Here is an 11,796-nt window from a genome sequence, read left to right as displayed (position 1 = left end):
GTTCGATCCCGCCTGGTCTAATGTCGCGCCCGGTATCTTACCTCAGAAGAAAAGCCGGGAGGATTTCTCGTGATCTACGTCGTTGCCACTTTGACCATCAAGCCCGAAACGCGCGCCGAATTCATCGCAGCCGCCACCGCGTGCATCAAGGAGACGCGGAAGGAGCCCGGCAACATCGCCTATGATTTGCATGAGAGCGTCACCGATCCCTCCAAGATGGTGTTCGTCGAGCAGTGGGAAAATGCCGAGGCGCTGGTGCCGCATCGTGCCATGGAGCACATGAAGACGTTCGGCCGCGTGGCTGTGAAGTGTTTTACGGCGCCGCCGAAGATCGAAGTCATCACGCCGGAAAAGGTCGAGACTAGGTAACAGGGTAAAGTATATGATCCGGGCGACGCAGGTTAAGGGACAGCACCGCTTCACGGAAGCAGCGGCGGATACGGTCGTGCTCGATTTCGACGATCGGCACCGCCGTCGCATGGCGATGACGGGCACGCGCGGGCTCGAATTCCTGCTTGACCTCGAAAACGCCGTCGCCCTGCGTGGCGGCGATGCCCTGGTGCTGGAGGACGGCCGGCTGGTCGAGGTGGTCGCGGCGCCCGAGCCGCTGGTGGAGATCCGCGGCCGGGATCCGCACCACCTCATCCGTGTCGCCTGGCATCTCGGCAACCGCCATCTGCCGACGCAGATCATGGCGAAGAGCCTGCGCATCCGCCGCGACCATGTCATCGAGGCGATGGTAAAGGGGCTGGGTGCGCGCGTGATCGAGATCGAGGCGCCATTCGATCCCGAAGGCGGCGCCTATGCCGACGCAGCTCATGGGCATGACCACGCGCATGGGCATGACCACGCGCATCATGATCACGGCCATCACCATCACGATCATGACCACGATCACCGCGGCCATGATCACCATCATCATGATCATGCCGCGCATGACCACGGCCACGATCATCATCACCACGATGAGCATTGCGACCATCCGGACCATCATCACGGCCACAACCATGCTCATGACCACAAATGAGCCGGTCGAGGCCGGCCGTTTGACCGAGCATGAGGCGGCGGCGCTGTATCGTCTGATGACCTGGCTATCGCCGGCCTTTCCCGTCGGCGGCTTCTCTTATTCCAGCGGCATCGAATGGGCGGTCGAGGCGGGCGACATTGTCGACACCGCGACGCTCGCCGATTGGCTCGACGCGATGCTCGGCGACGGCTCGGGCTTCTGCGACGCGACCTTCCTCGTCCACGCCTATCGTGCCGCCGAGGCGGGCAAGGATGCCTCGCTATGCGAGATCGCAGAGCTCGCTGCGGCCTTTGTGCCCTCGCGCGAGCGGCAGCTCGAGACGACCTCGCAGGGGCGCGCCTTCGTCGACATCGCGCGAGCGGCGTGGGATGCCGACCGGCTGGATGCCATGGTCGCGGCATGCCGCACGCCATTGGTCTATCCCGTCGCTGTCGGCGTGGTCGCGGCCGCCCATGGCGTGCCGCTCGCGCCGACGCTGCACGCCTTCCTGCACGCGTTGGTCTCGAACTGGATCTCCGCGGCGAGCCGGCTCATTCCGCTCGGCCAGACCGACAGCCAGCGCGTGCTGGTGAGGCTGGAAGCTGCGGTCGCCGCGACCGCCAATCGTGCGCTGCTTGCGACGCTGGACGATCTCGGCGGCGCGACGTTTCGCGCCGACCTCGCAAGTCTCCGCCACGAGACGCAATATACGCGGCTGTTCAGGTCGTAACCACGAATGCACGTGGCTATGCATCGGTGTGGCCTCAGCTTGCCGCGACAATAGAGTTCGGTGGTAATGGGTCCTGGCTTTCGCCAGGACGACGATAGGAACGGATCAATGGCTAAATCTCACGGCCCCCTGCGCGTCGGTGTCGGCGGCCCGGTCGGATCGGGCAAGACTGCGCTGATGGACCTGCTCTGCAAGACCATGCGCGAGCGCTACGACATCGCCGCGATCACCAACGATATCTACACCAAATGGGATGCTGAATTCCTGGTGCGCTCGGGCTCGCTGACGCCGGACCGTATCGCCGGCGTCGAGACAGGCGGCTGTCCGCACACCGCGATCCGTGAGGACGCCTCGATGAATCTCGCTGCCGTAGCGGACATGCGCGCAAAGTTTCCCGATCTCGACCTGGTGCTGATCGAGTCCGGCGGCGACAATCTCGCTGCCACTTTTTCCCCGGAGCTCGCCGATCTCACGATCTATGTCATCGACGTGGCGGCGGGCGACAAGATTCCGTCCAAGGGCGGCCCCGGCATCACCAGGTCCGACCTCCTGGTCATCAACAAGATCGACCTCGCGCCCCATGTCGGCGCCTCCCTGGAGAAGATGCAGACCGATGCCAAGCGGATGCGAGGCGAGCGTCCCTTCGTAATGACCAACCTGAAGAAGAGCGAGGGGCTCGACCGCATCGTCGGCTTCATCGAGGCCAAGGGTGGTTTGAAGAGGGGGGGGTGAAGAGCGAGGTTTGAAAGGTCGGCTAGCGGTGCGCGACGACATAACGCAGGCTTTTCCGGTCGTTAACGCCTGCGGCCAAACTGTATCCGCGGAACAAATTTGCGCCATGGCGATTAACGATCTTGGTGCCCGGAGCAAAGCCGTATTGGCCGGACGATCGGCCGGGCGAATTAAGCTTTTCGGGCAACCCAAGTTGCGTCCTGATGCCTCCTCCTTCATTATTGGCTTCGTCACTGAGGTCCACTCTGTTTCGGCACTTGGCCGTTCGAGCGGCGTTCATATGCTCCGTGTTTGTTGCCGACCTCCCACTTTCTTCTGAGTAGACGCGTGGTCCGGCTGGGTTTCATCATCGGCTTCATCGCCCTGCTCGGAGCCCTGCTCTCCGGGCTCGCGGCCTATCGCGTGCACGACCAGGAGCTGGCGCTCGACCGCATCGCGCTGGCGCGCGCCATCGACGTGCATGCGAGCCTGGTGCAGGACCGGCTGACCGAGCGCGAGCTGCTCGCGCGCGTCGCCTCCGGCCTGTTCCGCGCGCCGTCCGTGATCAAGCCCAACATGCTGGAGCCGCTGCGCTCGGCCATCTACGCCTTCAAGACCGATTTCGTGGTGGCCGGCTGGATCGCCCGCCTCAAGCCGAACGAGCTGGCCGCGGCGCAGGCGGCGATCGCGGGCGCGGGCTTTCCCAATCCGAAGATACGCACCTTCGACGACAAGCCGATCGATCCCGCCACCGTCACCCAGCCGATCGATGTGCTGATGGACCTCGAGCCGCGCAGCGACGAGACCAAGGCGCTGCCCGGCCGCAGCTACGATCAGGATCCGGTTCTCAGCGCCATGCTGACGCGGGCCAGGGTCGAGAAGAGGTCGGTCGCCTCCGACCCGGTGCCGCTGCTGCGCGGCAACGGGCCGGTCGGCGTCGTCGTGGCCGCGCCCGTCATTCCCGAGGGCGCGACCGAGCCGGCGGGCTTCATCACGTTTTCCTACGAACTCGCCTCGCTGATGCTGACCAATGACGATCTGTCGTTGTTCTCCGTGGCGCTGAAGGATCCGCGCAAGGACGGCAGCGAACTCGTGGCCAATGACCAGGGCGTGGTCTCCACGCGCCTCGCCTTGGCCGATGGGCCGGCGCCGTCGGCGACGCGCACGCTGAGCTTCGGCGGCCGCGACTGGCAGTTCAGCTATTACGCCAAGACCAATTCGGCACGGCGCGCCGAGCAGACCGCCGTCATCGTGGCCGCGATCGGCTTCGCCATCACGGCGATGGTCTGCGGTCTGTTCGGTTATGTCGCCTACAACAATCTGAGGCTCAGCCGGGAAATCCAGGTGCGGATCGGCTTCGAGCGGCGCCTGACCGCGGTCATCGACGAGCTGAACCATCGCGTCAAGAACATCCTGGCGGTGATCCAGTCGATCGTGACGCGCACGCTGCGCCACGGCTCCGACATCGATGTCGCGCGCGAGCTGTTGATCGGGCGCATCCACGCCATGTCCAACGTGGTCTCGCTGCTCAGCGAGAGCCAGTGGCAGGGTGTCAAGCTGAAGGGCCTGTTCGAGGCACGCGCCATTCCACATGCCGATCGCATCGCCGTCAGCGGTCCGGACATCGCGGTGAGCGCGCGCGCAGCGCAAAGCCTGTCGCTGCTGTTCTTCGAGCTCGCCTCGCATTCCGACGAGGGGTTGTCGCTGGTCGGCAAGCATCCGCACATCACCGCGAACTGGACGGTGTCGGGCGAAGAGGGCGCGGAGATCTTCCACTTCCGCTGGGAGGAGTTCAACACCAGCGAGGCGACGCGCCGTCCCGATTCCGATTTCGGTCTGATCCTGCTCGATCGCGTCGCCCCCGAAGCGCTAGGGGGCGCCGCCAAACGCTATTTCACCGACGCCTCCTACATCTACGAACTGACCGCGCCGATGGAGACCGTCGTCGACATGACCGAGCGCGACCGCACCGAGAAATTCTCGCAGCCAGTGCGGCCGGTGCACTAAAGTTGGATGCGGTAAAAGCTGCCGCGAGCTCCTTTTCCTTCTCCCACAAGGGGAGAAGGGAAGACGCGCATGTAGAGGCGGCCGCCCAATCAGGCGGCCACCTCCACCTTTCCTCGCTGTTCTGACTGCTGCCGGCTAGCCGCCGCTGCCGCCGATCACGGCGCGCACGGTCTCGTCCGGGCCGAAGTCCTCGGCGCCGTCGACATAGAGCAGGGCCGCGAGCTTCGAGCGCGCGCGGTTGACGCGACTCTTGATCGTGCCGACCGCGCAGCCGCAGATCGAAGCCGCGTCCTCATAGGAGAAGCCGGAGGCACCCACCAGGATCAGTGCTTCGCGCTGGTCCTGCGGAAGCTTGTCGAGCGCAGCGCGAAACTCTTCGAACTCGAGGTGCGCGTTCTGCGACGGCTGCGTCTTCAGCGTCTTGGCGTAGTTGCCTTCCGCATCCTCCACCTCCCGCCGCCGCTTGCGATAGTCGGAGCGGAACAGGTTGCGAAGGATCGTGAACAGCCACGCCGGCAGGTTGGAGCCGGGCTGAAACGAATCGATGTTGGCGAGCGCCCGCAGCAACGTTTCCTGCACCAGATCGTCGGCGCGATCGGCGTTGCCGCTAAGCGAGATGGCGAAGGCGCGCAGGCTCGGCACGGCCGCCAGGATATCGTCGCGCAGGGATTCAGTGAGGGGCATTAGTCCCTCCCATGGTTGTCGTTGGTTCCCCCATCGTTTTCCACCTGGGGTGTCGCGCCCGGCGCATCAAGCTTTTTTATGAGCTCCGCGAACCGGTCGGGAACGCCCTGCCGCACGACATCGTCGTACATGGCGCGCAACTGGTGCCCAATCCGGGACTGAATCTCCGGCGTGAGGCCACCCTTGCCGGGGGTTGTGTTCTTGCTGGCTTGAGACTTTAGATCTTTCATGACTTGAGATCTTTCATGACCTGTTCCACGCTTCCCCGAGTTAAGTGACTGCAAAACAGAGACTTTTTCTCAATCGGGAGCCGTTCCCTGGACTGGGCTAATGCAAGCGCGAAGAAAAAGTTCCAGCCGCCGCGGAACTTTTCTTGGTTTCAGGCGTAAGTCAGGGCGAGCAGGGGAGGTCCGGGCTGGCCTCTGCCGTAACTGACGCTTGGTCCACTTGAGGATTGGCCCGAAGATGAATGGAGTGGGGATGTCCCGTTCACAGCTTGTTGCTGAACACTTGCCGTTATTGCGCCGGTATGCACGCGCCCTGACGGGCAGCCAGGCCTCCGGCGACGCCTATGTCGCAGCCATGTTGGAAGCCATGCTCGGCGATCCCTCCGTGCTCGATGAGAGCCACGGACCGCGGTCCGGCCTGTTCCGGCTGTTCACCCAGATCTGGAATTCGGTCTCGGTCAACGACGACTCCGAAGTCACCACCTTGCCGATGCCGCCGGAGCGGCGGTTGTCGAACATCACCCCGCTGCCGCGCCAGGCGTTCCTGCTGCTGTCGCTCGAAGGATTTTCGGAAGAGGAAGTCGCCTTCATCCTCGGCACCGATGTCGCGGAGACGCGCCGTCTCGCCGACGCCGCGGGACGCGAGATGGCCGCCGAGATCGCCACCGAGGTGCTGATCATCGAGGACGAGACCTTCATCGCCATGGACCTCGAGAGCCTGGTGAAGAACCTCGGCCACAACGTCGTCGGCGTCGCCCGCACCCATTCGGATGCGGTGGCGCTCGCCAAGAACAAGCGGCCGGGCCTGATCCTCGCCGACATCCAGCTCGCCGACGGCTCCTCGGGTCTCGACGCCGTCAACGAGCTCCTGCGCACGTTCGAGGTGCCGGTGGTGTTCATTACCGCCTATCCGGAGCGCTTCCTCACCGGCGAGCGTCCCGAGCCGGCATTCCTGATCTCGAAGCCGTTTCAGCCCGCAATGGTGTCGGCGGTGGCGAGCCAGGCGCTGTTCTTCCAGCGCAACTCGCGCAACCGCGCGCCGAAAGCGCCTGCGGCGTAAGGAAGGCGCCCGCACTTCGGCGCGTAATGACGATTTGATCCGGCGTACCGCAGGGTGCGCCGGATTTTTCTTGCTGGCTTTTCTTGCCGGGTTCTTCCTGGCGGCTTGCCGCGCTTGACGGGCGCCGAATGGATTGCTCATACGTCGTGCAGCAGCCGCGTTGCGGCGGCGACGCAATGGGAGATGCATTCATGGACCAGCCGCTGCTCGATCGCCTCGCCATCCGCGACCTCGTCGAGAACTGGGCGGTCTGGCGCGATGCCGGCGACTGGGAGCGCTTTGCCACCGTCTGGCACGAGGAATGCTGGATGTCCGCCACCTGGTTTCAGGGCCCGGCGCGGGATTTCATCCGCGTCAGCCAGGAAGGATTCGCCAAAGGTGTGCGCATCCTGCATTTCCTCGGCGGCACCAGCATCGATCTTTCCGGCGAGCGCGCCATCGCGCAGACCAAGATGACCATCTCGCAGCGCGCGCCGGTGCACGACGTGCTCTGCGACGTCGTCTGCACCGGACGCTTCTACGATTTCCTGGAGAAGCGGCAAAGCAAGTGGGGCATTGTTCGCCGCCAGCCGATCTACGAGAAGGACCGGATCGATCCGGTCGATCCTTCGGCAATCCTCCCCCTCGATGCGCAGGCTCTGGCCGCGCTGCCCGAGGGGTATCGCCACCTCGCCTACATGCAGGAGCTGATCGGTTACAAGGTCAAGCGCGACATGCCGGGCCTTGTCGGCGCCGAAGTCGAGAAGCTCTATGCCGAAGGGCAGGAGTGGCTCGCGGGGAAGGCGAAGTAAGCTGCGGCAAAAGCAAACCGCAGAAAAAAGCAAACCGCAGAAAAAAGTAAGGCGCGACTGGCATCACCACAGTCGCGCCCTACGTCGCCGGTTTATGGGGCAGGGGGGAATAACCGGCTGTTGAGACGACTCCCGGCCGCGAAAGTCGTTCCAAGCCCGATCCAAATTTTTTTGAGCTGCGCGAATTTCTCGAGCCGCGCGATTTTTTTCGCACACGGTTAAGTGATCGTAGCGCCCGAGAACCCCGGACATTCCGGCAGCGTTGTTCCGCCGATCGCCATGGGGCGAGGGACGAACAATAATGTCACAGATTCACAAAGTATTTTTGGGCGCCGTCGCAATTGCCGCGACGCTTGGTGCAGTGCAATTCGCCTCCGGCCATGACCTTGCCAGCCGCTGGCAGGCCATTTCCGACAAGCCTAGTCATATCGTCAATCGTGCCGGCAAGGCAGACCGGGCCGCCGAGCTGAAGCCGGCCGCGACTCCCACCCGCACCGTATCGATGCGGCTCAACGATCTCGCCGATACGTCGGTCCTGTTGCGGGTTCCTGCGGTGATCGAGGCTGGCAATGCCAGCAATGCCAAGCCCCCGCCGTCTCTGCTGAAGAAGCAGGGCCGCAGCAAGCCGACGATCGCCTGCGAGCCGATGGTCAGCTCGCTGACCGAGGTCGCAAAGCTGCTGCAGCCTGGCCGCTGCGTGACCTGATCCCCGCGGGATGATTCTGATCTGAATTTTCCGCCAGCGCTTACTCGGCCGGCTCGGCCGCGGCGTCTTCCGCTGCGCCGCCGCGGCTCGCCATGATCCCGAGCGCGACGCCGCCGATGGCGAGGATCGGCAGCAGCCGCTTGATACCGATGGCGCGGACGATCTGAAGCCCGGTCGCGAGCAGCATGGGGTCGGTCAGCATGCTCTGCGCCGCCGACTTCGCGGCGCGCTCGGCGGCGATGCGGGCGCGCTTTTGCACCGCCCGCTTGTAGCCCCAATACGTCGCCGCTGCGGCGACGGTGAGCAGGAAGAAGATGCCGGCGCCGGCGAGGCATGCCTGCACGGGACCATATTTTTGCAGGACCGATATGAATGCTGCCGCGCACAGGAAGCATGTGGTGATGAAGAGTGCGAATGCGGCGCCGGCGGCGAGGGACGTCAGCCGTACCGTCGTGCCTGTCGACGCGCTGATGCTGTCAACGATACGCTGAAACATGGTCTTGCTCCTCAACTGCCCACAAGCCAGCCGCGGCGGCGCGGCGCGGCGCGCCGCCGTCACCCGAACGGTCACCCCGCATCGTCAGCGGCGCCAGGCGAGGCCGATCAGGAAGCCGATACCGAGCGCGAGCCCGACGGTTGCGAGCGGGCGCTGGGTGATCGCGTCCTCCAGCGTCTCCTCGATCGAGCCATAGGCGTCCTGCGCCGCGTCCATCATCGCGCTGCTGCGCTCCGACATGTCATCCATCGCCGAATCCACGTTCTGGCGTGCCTGGCGATAGCCGCGCCGCGCCTGCTTGCCGGCTGAATTGGCGAAGGTGTTGAGCGCGTCGGTGATCTGTTCGGTGAGGGCTGCGATATCGCTTTTCACGGCTGCTACATCCTTCTCGAGGCGTTCTCTGGTGGCCTTGTCGGTCCAGTCTCTCATTCCGGCTTCGGTCGTTGACATCAGAAGCTCCGAATTGTTGGCGGCTGAGATGACCGGGAAACGTTTCGTCATCGGGTAAGTTCCGCCACGGAAACCCGGTCACGCCTGCGGCAGCTGCGGCGAGTCCGCCGGCATCAGATGCTCCTTCACGATCAGCGCGACGATCAGCAGCGGCGACGACAGGAAGGCGCCCATCGGCCCCCACATCCAGGTCCAGAATGCCAGCGCGAGCAGAACGGCCAGGGCATTCAATGCCAGCCGCCGGCCGATGATGGTCGGCGTGACGAAGTGGCCTTCCAGGAAGGCGATACCGCCGAAGGCGAGCGCGGCGACGAGGCCGCCGCTGATGGTCGGGAAGGCGACGAGCCCCACCATGACGAGCACGGCGAACATTGCGATCGGACCGATGATCGGGATGAAGTTCAGCGTCGCCGCCAGCGCGCCGAGCCCGGCCGGATTCGGCATGCCGGTGAGGGCGCAGACGATTCCGGTGGCGATGCCGAGGCCGATATTGATGACGCTCACGGTCAGGAGGTAGCTGCCGAGATGGTCCTCGATCTCGTTGAGGATCCGGAGCGTGCGCAGCCGCGCATCGCGGTCGCTGAACGTCATGATCAGCGCCCGCCGCAGGTCGCGCCAGCTCGCGATGAACAGGATGAGCGTGGCGAAGAACAGCAGGAATTCGGTGAAGGTCGGCGACAGGAATTCCAGCGTCGGCTGCACCCATTCGAATTTCGGCATCTGGAAGCTCGGCAGCGCTTCCGAGCCGCCGCCGACCATGGCCTGCAGCTCCTGCCACAGCGCCAGCGGCCGGTCGAAGACGTGCAGCTTGTCCTTCAGCTGCGCGCCCAATTCCGGCAGGCGCGAGCTCCACTCCATCGCGGGCGAGGCGATCAGCGCGACGACGAAGGCGACCAGAGTGGTCACTGTTATGACGATCAGCACTGCGCCGAGCGCGCGCGGCACCTTCTGCCGCTCCAGGAAGTTTGCAGCCGGCGACAGCATGGTGCCGGTGACGAAGGCCATCACCACGGGCAGGAAGAACGCCTTGCCGACATAGAGCACGGTCGCGATCGCAATGACCAGTAATCCTGCGAGCGCGAAGGCGACGAACTCGGTGCGGCGGATGACGGGCGGCAGCTCACTGTGGCTGTCGGGAAGCGGTGCGCCTTCGCTGTTGCCGGGGATCAGACGTTCACTGGGAAGGACGCGCACAATACCTCTCCCGCACGGGAAATCTGCTCCGCGCCCATTGGTAGAGTGAGAACGCGTCAGCAGCGCGCGGGTTCCGTCGCGCCTTCGTGAACAAGCGCTCGCTTGACTGTGACGTCGCCGCCGCAAGTGTTCGCGGAACTTGAGTCGGTCCGCGGGCGTTTGTTGGAGCACCGCATCACCCAGATGCACACATCCAACGGGGCAGCACATGACAAAGTTATCTGCAGTCCGCCGCCGCTTCTCGCCGCGCGCCGCCACCGCTCTTGCCTTCGCGACAGCATTGTTGACCGTGCCGTTCGGCGCCGCGCACGCGCAGATGTTTGGCTATGCGCCGATGCAGCCGCTGGCATATCCGCAGGACCAAGGCTATTCGCGGGGTTACACAAACCAAGCGCCACAGGCCGTCGACGAGGATGCCGCGCTGCCCGAGCGCCTGCGCAAGCAGATCGTCAGCTTCGACCGCAGCGAGCCGGCCGGCACCATCGTCATCGATACCGGCAACACCTACCTCTACTATGTGCTCGGCAATGGCCGCGCCATCCGCTACGGCGTCGGCGTTGGCCGCGACGGCTTCACTTGGTCGGGCGTGCAGAGCGTCGCGCGCAAGGCGGAATGGCCGGACTGGCATCCGCCGGCCGAGATGATCGCGCGCCAGCCCTATCTGCCGCGTTTCGTCGCCGGCGGCCCGGGCAATCCGCTCGGCGCGCGCGCGATGTATCTCGGCTCCAGCGAATACCGCATCCACGGCACCAACGATCCCAGCACGATCGGCAAGTTCGTTTCCTCCGGCTGCATCCGCATGACCAATGAGGACGTCATCGATCTGTTCGGCCGGGTCAATGTCGGCGCCAGGGTGGTGGTGCTGCCGAAGAGCGCGCCGCTGATGGCCAAGGGTGGCGACAAGGGTGGCGACAGGAGCGGCGATGCCGTGCGCAAGCGACCGGCGGCGACGACGCTGCCTTCGGGCCGCCAGGCCCTGAGCATCGCGACGTCGTCGGTGAACTGAAGAGCATATGAGGCCGCATGAATAGACGTTCGATCGGCAAACCGGCCCGGATCGCGGCACTCTTTACCGTCGTGTCTCTCGGCTTGGCGCCGACCCCGTCGGCGCACGCGCAGGATTTCTTCTCGGCACTGTTCGGCGGCTTCCGGATGCGGCCGCCGCCGCAGATCCGGGTACCGTTCCCGACCGACGACGTGCCGCGTTACGAGACGCCGCGCTCACGCGCCAGCTATGATGGCGGCGCGGCCTATTGCGTGCGCGGTTGCGACGGCCGCTACTTTCCGGCGCAGGGCAATGATGCCGAGAGCAAGGCGCAATCCTGCAAGAGCTTTTGTCCGGCCGCCGAAACCTCGGTGGTCTATGGCAGCAACATCGACGACGCCGCGACTGACAGCGGAAAATCCTATTCCGATCTGCCGAACGCATTCCGCTATCGCAACGAGATCGTGGCGGGCTGCACCTGTAACGGCAAGGACGCGGTCGGGCTCGCGCCGGTCAAGGTCGATGACGATCCGACCTTGCGCAAGGGCGACATCGTCGCGGGCCGGGACGGCCTCGTCATCGCCAACCGCAACGCCAGCGATCGCAGCGGCGCCGCAATGAACTTCTCCCCGCTGCCGGAGAAGGTCCGCGCCAAATTCCGCCACCTGCCGGTGGTGGCGAAGGAGTAGGGGGAGGGACTCAGCTTTACGTGCTGATCGTCGCCCAGTCTTCGCCGGGACGACACCGAG

The 11,796-nt window shown here is 64.7% G+C and carries 15 protein-coding genes; 10 read left to right on the top strand and 5 right to left on the bottom strand.

Translation table 11 applies throughout. The features are described from left to right. Window positions 1–69 precede the first annotated feature (69 nt). The 5 genes from AXW67_RS07135 (at window position 70) to AXW67_RS07115 (ending at window position 4,454) form a co-directional block, all read left to right on the top strand. Window positions 70–369: a putative quinol monooxygenase gene (locus AXW67_RS07135; protein ID WP_027553941.1), complete on the top strand. Its 300-nt coding sequence runs from the start codon at window positions 70–72 to the stop codon at window positions 367–369. Window positions 370–382: 13 nt separating this feature from the next. Continuing rightward, window positions 383–1,027, top strand: coding sequence for an urease accessory protein UreE (ureE, locus tag AXW67_RS40290; RefSeq protein ID WP_082907808.1), 645 nt, complete (start codon window positions 383–385; stop codon window positions 1,025–1,027). After that, window positions 1,008–1,736 carry an urease accessory protein UreF gene (locus AXW67_RS07125; protein WP_063677307.1) on the top strand — a complete coding sequence of 243 codons (729 nt, stop codon included), beginning with the start codon at window positions 1,008–1,010 and terminating at the stop codon, window positions 1,734–1,736. Before ureE ends, AXW67_RS07125 begins: the two co-directional genes overlap by 20 nt. A gap of 108 nt (window positions 1,737–1,844) precedes the next feature. Beyond that, on the top strand, window positions 1,845–2,468 hold the full coding sequence (ureG, locus tag AXW67_RS07120) for an urease accessory protein UreG (protein ID WP_063677274.1): 624 nt from the start codon (window positions 1,845–1,847) through the stop codon (window positions 2,466–2,468). Between the two features lie 327 nt (window positions 2,469–2,795). Then, window positions 2,796–4,454: a CHASE domain-containing protein gene (locus AXW67_RS07115; protein ID WP_063677273.1), complete on the top strand. Its 1,659-nt coding sequence runs from the start codon at window positions 2,796–2,798 to the stop codon at window positions 4,452–4,454. A gap of 135 nt (window positions 4,455–4,589) precedes the next feature. On the opposite strand, the gene AXW67_RS07110 is transcribed toward AXW67_RS07115, so the two are convergent. Further along, on the bottom strand, window positions 4,590–5,138 hold the full coding sequence (locus tag AXW67_RS07110) for a sigma-70 family RNA polymerase sigma factor (protein WP_027521710.1): 549 nt from the start codon (window positions 5,136–5,138) through the stop codon (window positions 4,590–4,592). After that, complete coding sequence (locus AXW67_RS07105; RefSeq protein WP_027553935.1) at window positions 5,138–5,368, bottom strand: NepR family anti-sigma factor; 231 nt, start codon at window positions 5,366–5,368, stop codon at window positions 5,138–5,140. The genes AXW67_RS07110 and AXW67_RS07105 overlap by 1 nt, the downstream gene beginning before the upstream one ends. A 250-nt stretch (window positions 5,369–5,618) precedes the next feature. Between AXW67_RS07105 and AXW67_RS07100 the strand changes: the two genes are divergently transcribed. The 3 genes from AXW67_RS07100 (at window position 5,619) to AXW67_RS07090 (ending at window position 7,922) form a co-directional block, all read left to right on the top strand. Continuing rightward, entirely contained in the window at window positions 5,619–6,425 is an 807-nt protein-coding gene (locus tag AXW67_RS07100; RefSeq protein ID WP_063677272.1) for a response regulator, read from the top strand. Between the two features lie 191 nt (window positions 6,426–6,616). After that, the gene (locus tag AXW67_RS07095; RefSeq protein ID WP_063677271.1) at window positions 6,617–7,216 is read left to right on the top strand and encodes a nuclear transport factor 2 family protein; all 600 of its coding nucleotides are present in this window, start codon (window positions 6,617–6,619) and stop codon (window positions 7,214–7,216) included. Between the two features lie 301 nt (window positions 7,217–7,517). Continuing rightward, window positions 7,518–7,922 (top strand): hypothetical protein, encoded by a 405-nt coding sequence (locus AXW67_RS07090; RefSeq protein ID WP_027553932.1) that lies wholly within the window; start codon window positions 7,518–7,520, stop codon window positions 7,920–7,922. A gap of 40 nt (window positions 7,923–7,962) precedes the next feature. Here the strand turns inward: AXW67_RS07090 and AXW67_RS07085 are convergent, their stop codons facing one another. The 3 genes from AXW67_RS07085 to AXW67_RS07075 all read right to left on the bottom strand — a co-directional run bounded on the left by AXW67_RS07085 (window position 7,963) and on the right by AXW67_RS07075 (window position 10,062). Continuing rightward, a complete protein-coding gene (locus tag AXW67_RS07085) occupies window positions 7,963–8,418 on the bottom strand; it encodes a hypothetical protein (RefSeq protein ID WP_063677270.1) in 456 nt (151 codons plus the stop codon). An 84-nt stretch (window positions 8,419–8,502) separates the two neighbouring features. Beyond that, window positions 8,503–8,868: an ElaB/YgaM/YqjD family protein gene (locus tag AXW67_RS07080; protein WP_027553930.1), complete on the bottom strand. Its 366-nt coding sequence runs from the start codon at window positions 8,866–8,868 to the stop codon at window positions 8,503–8,505. Between the two features lie 78 nt (window positions 8,869–8,946). After that, window positions 8,947–10,062, bottom strand: coding sequence for an AI-2E family transporter (locus AXW67_RS07075; protein WP_063677269.1), 1,116 nt, complete (start codon window positions 10,060–10,062; stop codon window positions 8,947–8,949). A gap of 208 nt (window positions 10,063–10,270) precedes the next feature. Here AXW67_RS07075 and AXW67_RS07070 point away from each other — a divergent pair, with 208 nt between their 5' ends. Next, entirely contained in the window at window positions 10,271–11,068 is a 798-nt protein-coding gene (locus AXW67_RS07070; RefSeq protein ID WP_063677268.1) for a L,D-transpeptidase, read from the top strand. Between the two features lie 17 nt (window positions 11,069–11,085). Beyond that, on the top strand, window positions 11,086–11,736 hold the full coding sequence (locus AXW67_RS07065; RefSeq protein ID WP_063677267.1) for a DUF2865 domain-containing protein: 651 nt from the start codon (window positions 11,086–11,088) through the stop codon (window positions 11,734–11,736). The last annotated feature ends 60 nt before the right edge of the window (window positions 11,737–11,796 follow it).

Source organism: Bradyrhizobium neotropicale (assembly GCF_001641695.1).
GTDB lineage: Bacteria > Pseudomonadota > Alphaproteobacteria > Rhizobiales > Xanthobacteraceae > Bradyrhizobium > Bradyrhizobium neotropicale.
Note: the sequence above shows the minus strand (reverse complement) of the source record. Positions and strands in the feature narration are given on the sequence as shown.